Origin of the sequence: Nocardia asteroides, assembly GCF_900637185.1 — a bacterium.
Classification (GTDB): domain Bacteria; phylum Actinomycetota; class Actinomycetes; order Mycobacteriales; family Mycobacteriaceae; genus Nocardia; species Nocardia asteroides.
This window is the reverse complement of record NZ_LR134352.1, coordinates 4,236,319-4,252,534: the sequence shown is the minus strand read 5'-3', so window position 1 is coordinate 4,252,534 and position 16,216 is coordinate 4,236,319. Positions and strand designations below refer to the sequence as shown.

The following is a 16,216-nucleotide window of genomic DNA, read 5'->3' as shown; positions in this document are numbered from 1 at the left end:
CGTGCACCCTCCGCTCAGGCGGAGTTCGCGTCGAGAAACTCACTGATCCGCGCGGTCTGACCGAGGACGGCGTGCCCGACACCGGGGAGCAGATCGATCTGCGCGCGCGGGAACGCGGCGCGCGTGCGCTCGGCGGTCTGCGCCGAATCGAACAGCGCGTCCCGATCACCCACGAGCACCAGCACGGGGATGTCGACCGTGCGCAGGTGCTCGTCGGCGAACCGCGGTAGCCGTCCGGAGCGGGCCCGGAAATGCCGGAACGTCAGTTCGACGTCGTCGAGGATCGGTTCCGCGTCCGGCCCGTCGATCCCGAGACCGGCCCGCGCCATGTCGCGCACGCTGTGCCTGCCGAGCAACCGCAGCGCGATGCCGCGCACCAGCCAGCCGTACCTGTGTCTGCCGAGTCCGCCGGGGCACAGCAGCACCAGCGCCGTGACCCGCCCGGGGCGACGCAGGACGTAGTCCAGCGCGGTCCAGCCGCCCAGCGACATTCCGGCCATCGCCACGCCGGTCACCCCGAGCGCGTCGAGCACCTCGTCGAGCCAGGCCGCGGTCGCGTCGCTGTCCAGCCGCAGCCGCGTGGGCGCGCTGAAGCCGGGCTCGCCGGGCAGATCGACCGCGTACACCCGGTACCGCGTCGACCAGTCGGCGATGTCACCGCGCCAGGTCGCGGCATTGGCGCCCGAGCCGTGCAGCAGGACCAGTGGCGGGCCGTCCACCGGGCCGGAGGCCAGGACGAACGTTTCGCCGGCCGCGGTCGGCACCCGCAGTTCGGTGCGGGGCACCGGCCAGGCGTCGAGGTGGTCGCGGTAGCGCCGCTCGACGGCGCGGCGCCCCTCGGGGGAGGTGTAGATGGTGGTCATGAGGCCAGGACTCCGTCCATGTAGTCGAGCAGGCGGGCGGTGTCGGCGAGTCCGCCCAGCAGGATGACCTTGAGGCGCGAGCGCGCCGGGTCGTAGCCGGTCTCCACGCGCATCGGCCGGTCGCCGTGACCGCGGGTCGCCGCCGAGGCGGTGAGCAGTGTGGTGATCCGGTCGGCCGTGCCGCGGTCGACGCCGTCGATCTCGACGATGCAGGACACATCGGCGTGCCGGTCGGCCGGTTCGGCCGGTTGCGGCGCGGGGATCGGCAGGCCGGTGAACGCCTCGAGCTCGTCGTGGGCGATGCGGTACTGCTTGCCGATGCGGGCCGCGGGCAGTTTGCCGTCGCGGACGTAGCTGCGCACCGTGCGGACATGCAGGCCGAGCAGATCGGCGACCTGTTCCACGGAGTAGAGGCGATCCGTCATGCAAACTACCCTAAATGAAAGTGCAAATAGGGAGCAATAGGGAAGTATTGATCTCTGCAACGTGTGACAAAAGTCGCCATGGGCCGCCCCGGGGCAATCATCGGCGCAGGTGGGGAATATTCTGGGCATCCATCGTCCGATCAGGCCGCTGACCAGCGAATCTGCCTGATCACAACCCTTGACGTGGCTCGCGGAACACGTTTGTGTGCAGGTAGCGGGCCGCGTGAGCGACACCGCGAGCAACCGCCTGACCGGGCCGCGGTCCGGTCGCCTCGGCCGGGGCTCTACCCTCGAATCATGCAGTCCTGGTCCGATATCGCCCTACCGACCGTCCCCGGAGCAGGGCCGCCGTTGCGGTTGTACGACACCGCCGATCGCCAGGTCCGCCCGGTCACCCCCGGCGCGACCGCGAAGATGTACGTCTGCGGCATCACTCCCTACGACGCCACCCACCTCGGGCACGCCGCCACCTACCTGACGTTCGACCTGATCAACCGCCTGTGGCGGGACGCGGGCCACGAGGTGCATTACGTGCAGAACGTCACCGACGTCGACGACCCGCTGTTCGAGCGCGCCGCCCGCGACGGTGTCGACTGGCGCGACCTGGGCTCCTCCGAGATCGACCTGTTCCGCGAGGACATGACCGCCCTGCAGGTGCTGCCGCCGCGGCACTACATCGGCGCCATCGAATCCGTCGAAGAGGTCGTGGAGCTGGTGCAGAAGCTGCTCGCCTCCGGTGCCGCCTACGTCGTCGACGACGCCGAGTACCCCGACATCTACTTCCGCACCGACGCCACCGAGCAGTTCGGCTACGAATCAGGTTACGACCGCGCCACCATGGAGACGCTGTTCGCCGAACGCGGCGGCGACCCGGACCGGGCCGGTAAGCGCGATGTCATCGACGCGCTGCTGTGGCGCGCCGAACGGCCGGACGAACCGTCCTGGCCCGCACCGTTCGGGGCGGGTAGGCCCGGCTGGCACATCGAGTGTGCGGCGATCGCGCTCAACCGCATCGGCGCCGAGTTCGACATCCAGGGCGGCGGCTCGGATCTGATCTACCCGCACCACGAGTACTCGGCCGCGCACGCCGAGGCGATCACCGGCGCCCGCCGCTTCGCCCGCCACTACGTGCATGCCGGCCTGATCGGTCTCGACGGTGAGAAAATGTCGAAGTCCAAGGGCAACCTGGTGCTGGTGTCCAAGCTGCGCCGCTCCGGTGTCGACCCGGCCGCAATCCGCCTCGGCCTGCTCGCCGGGCACTACCGCCAGGACCGGATGTGGACCGACGAGGTCCTCACCACCGCGCAGACCCGGCTGGCGCGCTGGCGTGAAGCCGCGGCCCTGACCACGGGCCCGTCGGCGTCCGACACCGTCGCGCGGCTGCGTCAGCACCTGGCCGACGACCTGGACACCCCCAAGGCGCTCGACGCGCTCGACAACTGGGCCGACCAGGCGCTGACCTACGGTGGCGCCGACCCGGCCGCGCCCGCGCTGGTGCGCGACGCGGTGAACGCCCTGCTCGGCATCACGCTCTGACCGCTCGCGGGTCACCCGGCGCCACAACGGTGCCCGGTGACCCGCGACCGGCTTTCCGCACCGGATCCACGACGGCCACCACCGCGAGCATCTAGATTCGAGCGATGGAGTCCATCGAGATCGAAAGCCCGGCCGGACGGCTGGAAGTGCTGATCGCGCGCCCGCAGGGGCAGGGCCCGTGGCCCGGGGTCGTCGTGCTGCACGACGGCCTCGGCATGAACGCCGACCTGCGGCACCAGCTCGACATCCTCACCGGCGCGGGCTATCTGGTGATCGCGCCGAACCTGTTCACCCGCGGCCGGGCCCGCTGCATCCAGCAGGCGTTCCGCGCGCTGGCCTTCACCGGCGACGGCCCGGCCGTGGGGGAGATCCTCGCCGCCCGTGACCGCCTCGCCGAGGACCCCGACTGCACCGGCCGCATCGCCGTCCTCGGTTTCTGCCTGGGCGGCGGTTTCGCCCTGCTCACCGCCCCCCAGGGCTTCCACGCCGCGGCACCCTTCTACGGCGGCCTCTACGGTGACTACAAGGCGCTGCTCGACGGCGCGTGCCCGGTGGTTGCCAGTTACGGCAGGCGTGACCCCTCCCTGATCGGCGCGGGCGCCAAACTCGACGCGGCACTCACCGCCAACGGTGTCGAGCACGACATCAAGACCTACCCGGACGCCACCCACAGTTTCGCCAACGTGCTGCCGGGAAACGCGGTGCTGGAACGCATCGGCCTCGGGTACGACGCGGCGGCCACCGCCGACGCCTGGCAGCGGATCTTCGCCTTCTTCGACCGGCATCTGCGCGTCGGCGACTGAGCTCGCCGAGGCGGTTGCCGGGAGTGTGCGGCGTTTATACTGTGGCCAAGCGCAGCTGACCCGCCGTCGATCGGAGAGCGTCACATGGGGTACCAGCGCATCGTGGTGGGGACCAACGGCTCGGAGTCCGCGCAGATCGCCGTCGCGGTGGCCGGTGAGCTCGCCGCCGCACTCGATCTGGACGTCACCGCGCTGAGCGTGTGGAAGGAAGGCGGCCGCAAGGCGGGCACCGACCCGGCCTGGGCCGACGAGCTCACCGCGGCGGCCGCCGAGATCCTCACCGCCGCGGGCGCGACGCGGATACACCGCAGCGAACTGCCCGGCACCCCGGGCACGGTCCTGCTCGAGGTCGCCGCGAGCGAACCCGGCACGCTGCTGATCATCGGTGGCGGCAGCCTGGGCAGTTCGAAGGCCCGACTCCTGGGCTCCACCGCCAATCACGTGTCCCATCACAGCGAATCCGATGTGGTGTTCACCCACAAGATCCCCAAGCGCTGGACCACCGTCGGTCTCACCACCGACGGCTCGGACAGTTCGATCACCGCCGTGCGCCGCGGCTACGACGTCGCCGCCGCGCTGGGCGCGCGCCCGTTCCTGGTGACCGCGGCCAAGACCGACGACGCGGGCGCGGTGACGCTGGCGGAGGTGGAGGGCCGCGCCGACGTCGCGGATCCGGACCTGTTCGGCCACGACGTGCTCACCGGTGTCCCCGCGGCCGAGGCGATCTGCAACGCCGCCTGGAAGTACGACCTGGTCGTCATCGGCAATCGCGGAATGAGCGGGCCCGCACGCCTGTTGGGCTCGGTCGCCAACAAGGTCACCCACGACATCGACACCAACCTGCTGCTGGTGAACACCACCCATCCGTGACCGGCGACCTCACCGCCACGGCCCGGGTTGTTTCAGGTTTGCTCCGGTTTAACGGGTAACCGGCGAACATGCCCGGCGGCGGCCATCCGGTCACCTATGATGACCGCACGCGCGAGGTTCGGAACACGACGGAGTGGACGCCGGATGAATGCTGGGATCGAAGCGGCGGGCTTCTTCGGCCTGCTCGACTGGGAGAAGACGACCGGCCTGAGCAAGTTCTGGGTCGACATGATCAGCATCCCGATCTTCAGCGCCATGGCCGGACTGATCACCAACTGGACCGGTGTGATCATGCTGTTCGCGCCCGTGCGGTTCACCGGGTTCTATGTGCCCGGCCTCAAGACGATCTTCCCGCTGCTGCCGCGCAAGGTGCAGATCCTGCCGACCTTCGCGCCCGGTGGCATTCTCGGCTTCCAGGGCTTCATCCCGGCCAGGGCCGAGAAGATGGCCAGCCTGATGGTCGACAACGCCGTCGCCAAGATCGGTACGGCCAAGGACTTCTTCGACCAGATGGATCCGCGCAAGATCTCCGCCCAGGTGGCGCAGGTGGCGCTGCCCAATGTGCGCTCGATGGTGGATTCGATCATGATCACCGAGCATCCGCAGCTGTGGGCCGACATGCCGCCGCGCGCACGCGAAGTCGTGTATTCGCGGGTGGAGGCCGAACTGCCCGCGATCACCGACCGTGCCTTCGATTTCATCGGCGCCAACATCGACCAGCTGCTCGATGTGAAGCTGATGGTGGTGGGATATCTGCGGCGGCGACCGGAACTGCTCAAGGACGTCATCTACGGTCTCGGCGCCCCGGAGCTGCGGTTCATGATCCGCTCCGGGGTGATCGGGTTCCCCTTCGGGGTGATCGTGGCGCTGTGGCTGTCGCTGTTGCACTACAGCACCCCGCACGGGGACACGCCCGCGCTGATCTCGCTGCCCGGCTGGCTCTACGACATCCTGCACTTCCTGCCCGCCTGGGCGTGGGTGTTGGTGGGTGGCGCCGTCGTGGGTGTGCTGGTCAACATCATCGCGATCAAGGTGGTGTTCGAGCCGGCGACGCCGCAGCCGCGCTACCGATATCCGTGGGGCGTGGCCAAATTCGCCAAGCGCCAGCATCAGGCGGCCGCCGATCTCGGGCATGCGATCGGCTATCAGATCGTCACCCTCGACGTGGTCACCGAGCAGCTGCTCGACGGGCCGAGCGGCGACAAGACCCGCGCGGTCATCGCGCATTTCCTCAAGGCTGAGATCGACCGTGTGCTGGGCCCGTTGCGGTCGGTGACCCGGCTGGCGGTGGGCCCGGCCCATTTCGACGCCATCCAGGCCACCGCGGGCGCGAGCCTGGCCACCGAGATGAAGCCGTGGCTGGTCGAGGATGTGGAGTTCTCCCAGACCACCGCGGCCAGCGTCGACCGGCTGGCCACCGAGAAGCTGCGCGAACTGCCGCCGGAGGAGTTCGTCGAAATGCTGTACACCGCCATCGAACAGGACGCCTGGCTGCTCTACGCGCACGGCGGCGCGCTCGGTGTACTGGTCGGCGCCCTGCACCTGCTGGTCTTCGGAGTGTGAGCATGGACGAGCCAGAGAACCTGCCCGACCGGCCCGAGGAGCCCGGCATCCCGACCGACCTGATCGGGTTGGCGCGCATCGCCGGATTGTCGTTGCGCCACATCGTCGGCGCGGTCACCAAGGGCGCGTTGCACACCGCGACCGACCTGGCCGACGACATCCGCGCAGGCGAACCCATCTCGCAGATCATCGACGAGCGCGTCGAGGCGTTGCGTCGCATCGCGTTGAGCGCGCTCGGGCTCACCGGCACCGCCGCCGGGGTGTACGGGCCGCTCGAGGCGAGCGTCGGCGCCGAGGACCTCAAGGCGATGGGCGACGCGATGATCACCGAGGGCTGGGACTCGGCCCAGCAGCCGCGCGACCTGCATCCCTCGTTCGTGCCGATCCTGCACGACCTGACCCCCGACGAGGCCCGCATCCTGCGATTCCTGGCGGTCGCCGGACCGCAGCCCGCGATCGACATCCGCACCAAGGCGCCGTTCGGGATCGGTTCGCAGCGCCTGGCCGACGGCATCAACATGATCGCCTACATGGCCGGCTGCGCGCTGCCCGAACGCGATCACCACTACCTGGGCAATCTGAGCAGGCTCGGGCTGGTCCGCTTCTCCACCGAGCCGGTCGCGGACTTCCGCCGCTACGCCTTCCTGGAGGCGCAGCCGCGCGCGCAGGCGGCCTACAAGTCGGTGAAGATGCGGGCGATCAGCTCCTACCGCAGCATCTACCTGTCGGTGTTCGGCAAGCAGTTCTGCGACGCGTGTTTCGTGCTGGGCGACTACACCGGGGGCGGCTGGGCCAGTGACGATCGAGGCGATGTCTACCTGGGCAAGGGCCCCCGGCTGCCGTGAGCTCAGTCCCTGCCGCGCAACGCGTCCAGGACACCGGCGAACATCACCGACTTGATCGCGGTCAGGGTGGGCTGGTCCTTGCCGCCCAGCGGCGCGACCGTGGCCAGCGCGGTGTCGAGTACCTCGGCCTCGGCGACGGCGGCGTCGACCAGGTCATAGGACAGCGCGTCACCGCCACCGAAGCGGCGGCCGGTGGTCATCGCGGCGACGGCGGTCCTCGGCGGCACCTTGGCCTGGATGAGCGCGGCCATGCCGTTGGTGAACGGGATGCGGATGTCGGCCTCGGGGAAACAGAAGAACCCGCGGTCGGCGCGCATCACCCGGTAGTCGTGGGCGATGGCGAGCATGGCGCCCGCGCCGAAGGCGTGTCCGCCGATGGCGGCGGCGGTGGGCATCGGCAGCGTGAGCACCCGACCGAACAGGGTGTGCACCGCCTCGACGTACTCCGCGGCGTGATCGCCGTTGGCCGACAACCAGTCCAGGTCGAGGCCGTTGGAGTAGATCTTGCCGGTCGCGGTGGTCACCAGGGCGTCGGCGCCCGCGGCGACGGCGGCGTCGAGGTGGGTGTGCACCTCGGTCATGAAGTCGGGGGAGAAGCGGTTCTCCCCGTCGCCGAGGTCGAGGATCGCGATCTTGTCGTGGTAGCGCAGGGTGGGCATCAGGTGGTTCCTTTCAGCGGGGGCCGAGTTCGAGCACGGCACGGACGGCGGCGCGCAGGTGTCTGCGGGCCAGGGGATCGGTGAGCCGGTCGCGGCGCAGCAGCAGCGCGGTCGGCAGGTCGACCAGGCAGGTGGTGACGGTGGCGACCGCGCGCCGGTCGGCCCGGCCCCACAGCGCCCGGGCGAGCCGGATCAGCACGCTCAGCAGGGCTTTCTCGGTGTCGGCGATCTCGCGGTCGAGTTCGGCGGGCAGCTCGCCGGTGAGCAGTTCGGCGCGGTCGACCAGCAGCAGGACGCGCGCCGAGTCGGGGTGGGTGTCGGCCAGCCGGGCCGGGGTCTCGGCGGCGTCGACGACGGCGGTGATCCGGGCGGCCGGGTCGGCGGCGGCGATCGCGCGGTCCACGTCGACGGCCTGCAGGGCCAGGAACCGGCGTGCGGCGCGTAACCAGGTGCGCGCCAGCACTTCCTGGCGCGAGCCGAACGAGTGGTACAGCGCGCCGTTGGACACGCCGGTGGCGGCGGCGACCGCGCGCACGGTCACCGCCGCGGGACCGGAACGGGCGGCGAGGTTTTCGGCGGCGTCCAGCACCGTCTCCGGGTCGTGGATACGCGGTCTCGGCATGAACAAAAGTTTACAGAGCGTCTGCTCTGTAATTCCATCCGGGTGCTTCCTACAGGTCGTTGTCCACGTATTATGTTCCAGCACTTGGTATTTCGGTCTGAGCGCGATCGATTCGGGCGCATCGTAGACCTCGTTACGTCCGCGCGAGGGGTTGTGAGAATCGGGTACTGTTCGCATTCTTCGGCCCTGTCCGCACGAACAGAACGGCATCGCGATGTCCCGAGTGGTCACCAAGGAGCAGTACTACGACACCGCCGTGGCGGTGCTCGCCGAGTTCGGCTTCAAAGGTCTCAACATCGGGGTGCTGTGCCGTCGCCTCGGGGTCACCAGCGGCTCGTTCTACCACCACTTCGGGTCGTGGCAGGGATTCGTCGACACCCTGCTCGAACACTGGGAGAACCGGCAGATGATCGAGCTACGCGCGCTCGACGTGGGCCACGGCGACCCCGACGCCGACGTGCGGGCCATGTCGGCACTGGCCGGCGGACTCGAGCACAGCGCCGAAGCCGCGCTGCGCGCCTGGGCGGCCAACGACGAATCGGTGCACGTGACGGTCAAACGGGTCGACGAATCCCGCAGGCGTACGGTCTACCGCGTGATCGACAGCGTCGTCGACGACAGCGACACCGCCGGCGTCGTCACCGAACTCGGCATGGCCATGCTGATCGGCTACCAGCAGCTCGCCGCGACCGGCGAACCCACCGAACTGGACCGGCTGCTCGCCGAATACGCGCGGCTGATCTACTCACACCGCCGTCAGCCCAGCACCTCGTCCACATAGCACCAGCGCCACACCTCGCCCGGCTCCACACTGCGCATCACCGGATGCGCCGCCGACCGGAAATGCGCGCTCGCGTGATCACCCAGCGAGGACTCACAGCAGCCGATGTTGCCGCACTCGGTACACATCCGCAGATGCACCCACGTCAGCCCCTGCGCCACACACTCCCGGCACACCAGCTCCTCGTCGGGCTCGCGCAGCAGCGGCGCCTGCTCCAGATGCGCGCAGCCCTCCGCGGACGTGGCGCCGGTCAGCGGCTCGGTGCGCGGTTCGAAATCGGCCTCGTCGAACCGGTCGATCATCGATTCCTCGAGATCCAGCCGCGCCAGCACATGCTGCAGCACCTCGTAGTCCACCGATCCGGCGTCGCGGACCCGCAGCACCGCGTCGCGTTCGGCGCCCAGCATCGCCAGCCGTAGCCGCCGGTACTCCGCGGTCGGGGTCACCACCTCGGCCTCGGGCCTGCCCAGGCGCTCCCAGGCCGCGTTGGTACGCCACACCAGCCGCTGACGCAGCGATTCGATCACCGGCTCGGGGGTGTCCGGGCCGATCCGCTTGTCCAGCTCGGCCAGGCCCGCGCTCGAAGCCTGTTGCAGCAGATCGGCTTTCGCCAGCGCGTCCTCGGCGCGACTGGGACCGCGCAGCCGCAGCAGCCGGACCAGCCACGGCAGCGAGGTGCCCTGCACCAGCAGCGTGCCACCGACCACCACCAGCGCCAGCAGTTCCAGCACCGGCAGCTGCGGTGTCGAGGCGGGTAGCAGCAGCACCGCGGCCAGGGTCACCACCCCGCGCATGCCCGCCCACGACACCACCGCGGCATGACCGAGCGGCTCGGTCGCGCGCCCGAACAGCCGGGCCACCAGCACCGGGGTGCACACCCAGATCGGGCGGGCCAGCATCACCGCCGCCAGCACCGCGGCCGCGGCGATCAGCAAGGTGGTGTGGTCGAGCCCGCTGCTCCACGCGCCCTCGACGATCCAGCGCACCTGCAGGCCGATGACCAGGAAGACCGCGCTCTCCAGAATGAACTGGATGGTGCGCCAGTTCGTCGTCTCCGCGACCCGCGAGGCCGCGCCCTGCCAGCGCTGGGCGCCGTGACCCAGGATCATCCCGCACGTCACCACCGCGATCACCCCGGAGGCATGGAAGTGCTCGGCGGGCAGGTACGCCACGAACGGCGCCAGCAGCGAGGCCGTGGTGTCCAGGACCGGGTCGTGGATCCGCTTGCGCAGCAGCACCAGCAGCGCCGCGATCACACCGCCGATCACCGCGCCGCCGACCGCGGCCAGCAGGAAGTCCCCGCCGATCTGCCACACCGTCACCGCGCCCGCCATGGCGGCGATCGCCCCGCGCAGCGACACCAGCGCGGTCGCGTCGTTGAACAGCGACTCGTCCTCGAGCACGGTCACGATGCTGCGCGGCATACCGGTGCGCCGCGCGATCGCCGTCGCCGCGACCGCGTCCGGCGGAGCGACCACCGCGCCCAGCGCCACCGCCGCCGCGAACGGCACCGGCAGCAGCCACCACGCCACCAGCGCCACCGCGAACGTGGTGAACAGCACCAGGCCCACCGACAGCGAGGCGATCGTGCGCAGGTTGTCCTTGAAGTCGACGAGCGAGGTGCGCAGCGCGGCGGTGTACAGCAGCGGCGGCAGCAGACCGAGCAGCACCACCTCCGGTTCGAGGTGCACCTGCGGCACCATCGGCAGATAGGAGGCCGCGACCCCCGCCAGCGTCAGCACCAGCGGCTCGGACACCCCGAACCGCCGCGCCAGCGCCGCCAGCGCGGCCGCGGAGCCCACGAGTACCACCAAGCCGATCGCCACATGCACGAGCAGCATTCTTCCATCGCCGCCGGCACCGCGACCGCACCGCGGCGCCGGGGGACGCTCAGCCCGCCTGCTCGGCGCCCGTCAGGTGCCCCACCTCGCCCCACACCCGCAGCTGCAGCCGCGACCCGTCCCGCCGCCATTGCGACACCGACGCGTTGGGCACCGGCTCGAGCGAGTCGGGCACCGGCGCGCCCATGCCCTCGAGGACGTAGCGCATCGACAGCACCACCGCGTCGTGGGTCACCACCAGCACCTGCTGTCCGGCCGCGACCACGTCGAGTTCGTCGAGGAAGCTGCGTACCCGTACCGCCACATCGGCCAGCGACTCCCCACCCGGCGGCCGGTAGACCCAGTTGCCGACCCGTTCGCGGCGGGCGGCTTCCTCAGGGGAGCGCCGGCGGATCGCCTTGTACGGGTGCAGTTCGAACACGCCCATCTCGCGGTCGCGCAGCCGCTCGTCGACCAGGGTGCGGATCGGGCGCAGATGCCGGTTGCCGGTGGCCGCGGCCTCGGCCATCACCGCCCAGGTGAGCCGGGTGCGCAGATAGGGGGAGCAGACCACCAGTTGTGGTTGCTGGGCGGCAGCCAGCCCGGCCAGCCAGTCGCCCAGGCGTCGAGCCTGCCATCGTCCGTACTCGGTGAGGTCCATGCCGGCGTCGGTGCCGCGCATCGGGCGCAGTTCGGTGGCCGGGTCCGCGTACCAGGCGTTGGCCGCGCTCTGCGCGTGCCGCACCGCCCACAGTCCGGCTACCGCGCGCGGCGCCGTCAATCCCTCGGACACCGGCACCCACCCCCTCCGTCGCTGCACCGTCATCGGATTCCTTCGTGCTCGTCCTGTCGTGCCCGGACGTGCCGGGGAATAGCGGCACCGTCGCCGGCGTTGCACCCCACGAAATTTGAACGCCTGTCCAGATATGTGCGGAGGCCCGCTTGACCACCAGAGTAGAGATCTGGACCGACATCAACTGCCCGTTCTGCTACCTGGGCAAGGCCCGCTTCGAGGAAGCACTGGCCGGGTTCGAGCACCGCGACCAGGTCGAGGTCGTGCACCGTTCCTTCGAACTCGACCCCAGCCTGCCCACCGACGAGACCGGGCCCGTGATCCCGCGCATCGCCGCCAAATACGGCATCAGCGTCGACCAGGCCGCCGCCAACGAGCGCGCCATCGGCGCCCAGGCCGCCCAGCTCGGCCTGCCCTACCAGACCAGCGGCCGCGACTACGGCAACAGCTTCGACATGCACCGGCTGCTGCACTTCGCCCTCGAGCAGGGCAAGCAGGAAGCGCTGCTGGACGCCCTCTACGCGGGCAACTTCGCCGAATCCGAGCCCGTCTTCGCCGACACCGAACGCCTCGTCACCCTCGCGGTCCGCGCCGGCCTCGACGAGACCGCCGTGCGCGACGTCCTGGCCGACCCGCGGGCCTACGCCGAGGACGTGCGCCGCGACGAACGCGAAGCCGCCCAGCTCGGCGCGACCGGCGTGCCGTTCTTCGTCTTCGACAGCAAATACGCGGTCTCCGGCGCCCAGCCCGCCGAGGTCTTCACCCAGGCGCTGACCACCGCGTGGAACGACCGCCCGGCACCGCTGGTGACCGTCGCCGAGGGCGAGACCTGCGGCCCCGACGGCTGCCCGGTCTGACCCTCAGAGGTCGACCACGACCTTGATATCGGCGTGATCACCCGGCTCGAACGCCTCGAGCGCCCGCTCCAACGGCAGCCGCCGGGTGATCAGCCGATCCAGCCACGCCGGATCGGCCTTGGCCAGCGCTTCGGCCGCCAGCTCGTAGTGGTGGCGGTTGGCGTTGACCGACCCGAACACCACCGCGTTGTCCAGCACGATGTTCCGGTTCAGCGCACCCACATCGACCTCGGCGTCGTTCCCGGGCGAGGACACCCCGGTCAGGCACACGATCACCCCGGGATTGTTGATCTCGGCGGCCTGCAACGCCACCGCCGGTGACCCCGTCGCCTCGATCACCACATCCGGATCGATCTTCTCCGCCACCGCCGCGGCCGACCCCATGTGGAAGGTGCCGCCGAGATCGCGCACCAGCCCCGGCTTGGGTCCCTCGGTGGTGCGGTCGAGCACATGCACGTCCAGTCCCCGCTGCGCGCCGAGCATCGCCGCCAGCAGCCCGATCGGCCCGGCGCCGGTGACCAGCACCGTCTTCGGATCGAACCAGGCCCGCCCGTTGATCTTCTCGATCTGATCCCACGCCTTGGCCACCACCGTCGTCGGCTCCATCAACACCCCCACCTGGGCCAGCGACGGATCCAGGCGCACCGCGTAGTCGACCGGGATCACCCACGCGCTCGACCCGAACCCGTCGATCTCCTTGATCCCGCGCTCCACATAGCGCCCGTTGCGGCACATGTCGAACTCGCCGCGCGCACACGCGCCACACGGCACCGGGTCGGGCCTGCGCACGATCCCGACCACCAGATCGCCCTCCGTGAAACCGCTTCCGTCCGGCGCGGTGCGCACCCGGCCCAGCGACTCGTGCCCCAGGATCAGCCGGTCCCGCCCCGGCGGCGCCCACCCGTAGAGGCCCTCGGCGATCTCGCGATCGGTGCCGCAGATCCCCAGCGCGATCGCCTCGACGAGCAACTCGTCCGGTGCGGCCACCGGATCGGGCACATCCTCCACGCGCAACGATCCCGGCTGATTCGGAACAACGGTCAGAGCACGCATCTCGGTTTCCCTTCCGCCGCACCCGGCGATGAGTCGAACGAGCAACTTCCGCGCGAATCCGCCACAGAGGCGGACTACCTGCGCCAACGGTACGCGAATCCAGCCCTCCCGCACAGCATCGCCGAGATCGCGAATCGCTTGCAATCGCCCCGGAACTGCTGCGACGATCGAGCGAGCTCGCCGACACCGCAGTCCACCCTCGATGTGGGAGGTACCCGTGCAGGCCGTCCAGTACCGCACTCCCGGCTCCGCGCCCGAAGTCGTCACCGTCCCCGATCCGGAACCAGGCCCGGGCCAGGTGCTGTTGCAGGTCACCGCCGCCGGAGTCTGCCACTCCGACATCGCCGTGATGGAGATGCCCGCCGATCAACTCGGCTTCCCGCTGCCGCTGACCCTGGGTCACGAAGGCGCGGGCCGGGTCGCCGCCCTCGGCGCCGGGGTCGAGGGTGTCGAGATCGGCGCCATGATGGCCGTGTACGGGCCGTGGGGATGCGGCCGGTGCCGCCGGTGCGCCACCGGGGCCGAGAACTACTGCCTCCACGCCAGGGAACGCGGCATCTTCCCGCCCGGCCTCGGCGCACCCGGCGCGATGGCCGAATACCTGATCGTCGACGACGCCCGTCATCTCGTGCCCCTGGGCGAGCTCGACCCGGTGCAGAACGTCTCGCTCACCGACGCCGGACTCACCCCGTACCACGCGATCTCGCTGTCGCTGCCCAAACTCGTGCCCGGCAGCACCACCGTCGTCATCGGTGCCGGCGGGCTCGGGCACGTCGCCATCCAGCTGCTGCGCGCGCTCACCGCCACCCGCATCATCGCCCTGGACCTGTCCGAGGACCGCCTCGACCTGGCCCGCCGGGTCGGCGCCCACGAGACCGTCCTGTCCGATTCCGGTGCGGCCGAACGCATCCGAACCCTCACCGACGGACTCGGCGCCCAGGTGATCCTCGACTTCGTCGGCGCACCACCCACCACCGCCACCGCGGCGGCCGCCGCCGGTGTCGCCGCCGACATCACCGTCGTCGGACTCGGCGGCGGCACCGTGCCCGTCGGGTTCGGTTCCCTGCCCTACGAAACCACCGTGACCTCCCCGTACTGGGGGACCCGCACCGAACTGATCGAAGTTCTCGACCTGGCCCGCCAGGGCGAGGTGTCGGTCCACGTCGAGACCTTCGCCCTGGACGAAGCGCCGCTGGCCTACGAGCGCCTGCACGCGGGGCAGATCACCGGACGCGCCGTCATCGTCCCGAACGCCTGACCGCGCCGCCACGACGTCGACTACGGTGGACACCGCTCGCACCGATCAGCTGGGAGGCGTCTTGCGCACCATCGTCCGGATCCTGCTCGTCCTGGCCGCCCTGCTCGGCCCGAGCGCACCGGCGTTCGCGGCACCCGCGGTCGACGACACCACCGGCCGCGCGATCGACGACCTGCTGGCCGAACGCGCCCGATCCGGCGACATCAGCCGCGCGGAACTGCTCGCGCGGCTCTCGGCCCACCTGCTCGGCACCCCGTATGGCGCGAACATGCTCGTCGGCTCGGCCACCGAGCCCGAACAACTCGTGATCGACCTGCGCCGCGTCGACTGCTTCACCTACCTCGACTACCTCGAGGCCGCCTCCCGCTCGGCCGACCGCGACCAGTTCACCGCCAACCTCGTCGCCACCCGCTACGTCGACAGCCGCGTCGAATTCACCCGGCGCAAACACTTCTTCACCGACTGGGCGCACACCGGCCGCATCGCCGCCACCGATGTCACCGCGAGCCTGAGCCCCGCCGCGGTCACCGTCACCAAGCACCTCAACGCCAAGGCCGACGGCGGCACCTACCTGCCCGGCCTGCCCGTGGTCGATCGCGCGATCACCCACATCCCGGCGGCCGCCGTCGATCACGGCGTGCTCGCGGGCCTGCGCACCGGTGACTTCCTCGGTGCCTACACCCCTGACGCCGGCCTCGACGTCACCCATGTCGGCATCGTCGTCCACACCGCCGACGGCCCGGTGTTCCGCAACGCGTCCTCCCTGGCCGAGTACCAGGTGCTCGACACCCCACTGGCCGACTACATCCGCACCACCCCGGGCATCGTGGTCCTGCGTCCACTGTGACTGCGACACCGCGGGTTTCACCGCCACGGGCTTGACTTCAGGTCGACCTGAACCGGCACCGTGGTCCCATGACCACCTTCGACCACGCCCAGAGCACCAGCTACGACCAGCGCGCCACCCGGCTGCTCGGCAGCCTCTACCGGCGGATCGCCGCCGACATCGACACCGCGACCGGACCCGGCGCCACCGTCGTCGACATCGGCACCGGCCCCGGAAAGCTGCTGTCCCGCTTGGCCACCCGCCGACCCGACCTGCGCCTGCACGGCATCGACCTGTCCCCGCACATGATCGAGATCGCCCACCGCAACCTCACCGGCCACACCGTCGACCTCGCCGTCGCCGACGTCACCGACCTGCCCTACCCCGACGCCGGCATCGATCTGGCGGTATCCAGCCTGAGCATGCACGAATGGCCCGACCTCGACGCCGCCGCCCGCGAACTGCACCGGGTCCTGCGCCCGGGCGGCCACCTCACCGTCTACGACTTCCGCTTCGCCCGCCCCGGCGCGAACCGCCGGGCACTGCGCACCCACTTCGGCCACGTCGACACCACCACCGTGCGCCTCCCGTGGCATCCCGTCGGGATCGTCACCCGCTACCGCGCCACCGCCTAGGCTCGAC

Annotated in this window: 17 protein-coding genes; 10 read left to right on the top strand and 7 right to left on the bottom strand. The window is 70.4% G+C overall.

The window, feature by feature from the left end; genetic code table 11:
* Positions 1 to 14 precede the first annotated feature (14 nt).
* Both EL493_RS19865 and EL493_RS19860 read right to left on the bottom strand, forming a co-directional pair.
* Positions 15 to 863 carry an alpha/beta fold hydrolase gene (locus tag EL493_RS19865; RefSeq protein ID WP_019047069.1) on the bottom strand — a complete coding sequence of 283 codons (849 nt, stop codon included), beginning with the start codon at positions 861 to 863 and terminating at the stop codon, positions 15 to 17.
* On the bottom strand, positions 860 to 1,288 hold the full coding sequence (locus EL493_RS19860) for a helix-turn-helix domain-containing protein (protein ID WP_019047068.1): 429 nt from the start codon (positions 1,286 to 1,288) through the stop codon (positions 860 to 862). The genes EL493_RS19865 and EL493_RS19860 overlap by 4 nt, the downstream gene beginning before the upstream one ends.
* Before the next feature lie 297 nt (positions 1,289 to 1,585).
* On the opposite strand from EL493_RS19860, the gene mshC reads away from it, so the two are divergent.
* The 5 genes from mshC (at position 1,586) to EL493_RS19835 (ending at position 6,905) form a co-directional block, all read left to right on the top strand.
* A complete protein-coding gene (gene mshC, locus EL493_RS19855) occupies positions 1,586 to 2,824 on the top strand; it encodes a cysteine--1-D-myo-inosityl 2-amino-2-deoxy-alpha-D-glucopyranoside ligase (protein ID WP_030202165.1) in 1,239 nt (412 codons plus the stop codon).
* A gap of 104 nt (positions 2,825 to 2,928) precedes the next feature.
* On the top strand, positions 2,929 to 3,627 hold the full coding sequence (locus tag EL493_RS19850; protein WP_019047066.1) for a dienelactone hydrolase family protein: 699 nt from the start codon (positions 2,929 to 2,931) through the stop codon (positions 3,625 to 3,627).
* Positions 3,628 to 3,711: 84 nt separating this feature from the next.
* On the top strand, positions 3,712 to 4,497 hold the full coding sequence (locus EL493_RS19845) for a universal stress protein (RefSeq protein ID WP_019047065.1): 786 nt from the start codon (positions 3,712 to 3,714) through the stop codon (positions 4,495 to 4,497).
* 144 nt (positions 4,498 to 4,641) lie between these two features.
* Entirely contained in the window at positions 4,642 to 6,060 is a 1,419-nt protein-coding gene (locus EL493_RS19840; RefSeq protein ID WP_019047064.1) for a hypothetical protein, read from the top strand.
* A 2-nt stretch (positions 6,061 to 6,062) separates the two neighbouring features.
* On the top strand, positions 6,063 to 6,905 hold the full coding sequence (locus EL493_RS19835; protein WP_022566891.1) for an Abi-alpha family protein: 843 nt from the start codon (positions 6,063 to 6,065) through the stop codon (positions 6,903 to 6,905).
* A 2-nt stretch (positions 6,906 to 6,907) separates the two neighbouring features.
* Here the strand turns inward: EL493_RS19835 and EL493_RS19830 are convergent, their stop codons facing one another.
* Positions 6,908 to 7,564 (bottom strand): enoyl-CoA hydratase-related protein, encoded by a 657-nt coding sequence (locus EL493_RS19830; protein ID WP_019047062.1) that lies wholly within the window; start codon positions 7,562 to 7,564, stop codon positions 6,908 to 6,910.
* A gap of 13 nt (positions 7,565 to 7,577) precedes the next feature.
* Complete coding sequence (locus EL493_RS19825) at positions 7,578 to 8,186, bottom strand: TetR family transcriptional regulator (protein WP_022566892.1); 609 nt, start codon at positions 8,184 to 8,186, stop codon at positions 7,578 to 7,580.
* A gap of 214 nt (positions 8,187 to 8,400) precedes the next feature.
* On the opposite strand from EL493_RS19825, the gene EL493_RS19820 reads away from it, so the two are divergent.
* Complete coding sequence (locus tag EL493_RS19820; protein WP_019047060.1) at positions 8,401 to 8,967, top strand: TetR/AcrR family transcriptional regulator; 567 nt, start codon at positions 8,401 to 8,403, stop codon at positions 8,965 to 8,967.
* On the opposite strand, the gene EL493_RS19815 is transcribed toward EL493_RS19820, so the two are convergent.
* Positions 8,943 to 10,808, bottom strand: coding sequence for a Na+/H+ antiporter (locus EL493_RS19815; protein WP_019047059.1), 1,866 nt, complete (start codon positions 10,806 to 10,808; stop codon positions 8,943 to 8,945). The two genes, EL493_RS19820 and EL493_RS19815, sit on opposite strands and share 25 nt — an antisense overlap.
* A gap of 49 nt (positions 10,809 to 10,857) precedes the next feature.
* The gene (locus EL493_RS19810) at positions 10,858 to 11,586 is read right to left on the bottom strand and encodes a histidine phosphatase family protein (RefSeq protein WP_019047058.1); all 729 of its coding nucleotides are present in this window, start codon (positions 11,584 to 11,586) and stop codon (positions 10,858 to 10,860) included.
* A 143-nt stretch (positions 11,587 to 11,729) separates the two neighbouring features.
* Here EL493_RS19810 and EL493_RS19805 point away from each other — a divergent pair, with 143 nt between their 5' ends.
* Positions 11,730 to 12,437 (top strand): DsbA family oxidoreductase, encoded by a 708-nt coding sequence (locus EL493_RS19805; protein WP_019047057.1) that lies wholly within the window; start codon positions 11,730 to 11,732, stop codon positions 12,435 to 12,437.
* Between the two features lie 3 nt (positions 12,438 to 12,440).
* On the opposite strand, the gene EL493_RS19800 is transcribed toward EL493_RS19805, so the two are convergent.
* Positions 12,441 to 13,490, bottom strand: coding sequence for a glucose 1-dehydrogenase (locus EL493_RS19800; RefSeq protein WP_030202157.1), 1,050 nt, complete (start codon positions 13,488 to 13,490; stop codon positions 12,441 to 12,443).
* Positions 13,491 to 13,707: 217 nt separating this feature from the next.
* On the opposite strand from EL493_RS19800, the gene EL493_RS19795 reads away from it, so the two are divergent.
* The 3 genes from EL493_RS19795 to EL493_RS19785 all read left to right on the top strand — a co-directional run bounded on the left by EL493_RS19795 (position 13,708) and on the right by EL493_RS19785 (position 16,209).
* Positions 13,708 to 14,748 carry an NAD(P)-dependent alcohol dehydrogenase gene (locus EL493_RS19795; RefSeq protein WP_022566894.1) on the top strand — a complete coding sequence of 347 codons (1,041 nt, stop codon included), beginning with the start codon at positions 13,708 to 13,710 and terminating at the stop codon, positions 14,746 to 14,748.
* A 61-nt stretch (positions 14,749 to 14,809) separates the two neighbouring features.
* Positions 14,810 to 15,595: an N-acetylmuramoyl-L-alanine amidase-like domain-containing protein gene (locus EL493_RS19790; protein ID WP_022566895.1), complete on the top strand. Its 786-nt coding sequence runs from the start codon at positions 14,810 to 14,812 to the stop codon at positions 15,593 to 15,595.
* Positions 15,596 to 15,663: 68 nt separating this feature from the next.
* Positions 15,664 to 16,209, top strand: coding sequence for a class I SAM-dependent methyltransferase (locus EL493_RS19785; protein WP_019047053.1), 546 nt, complete (start codon positions 15,664 to 15,666; stop codon positions 16,207 to 16,209).
* The last annotated feature ends 7 nt before the right edge of the window (positions 16,210 to 16,216 follow it).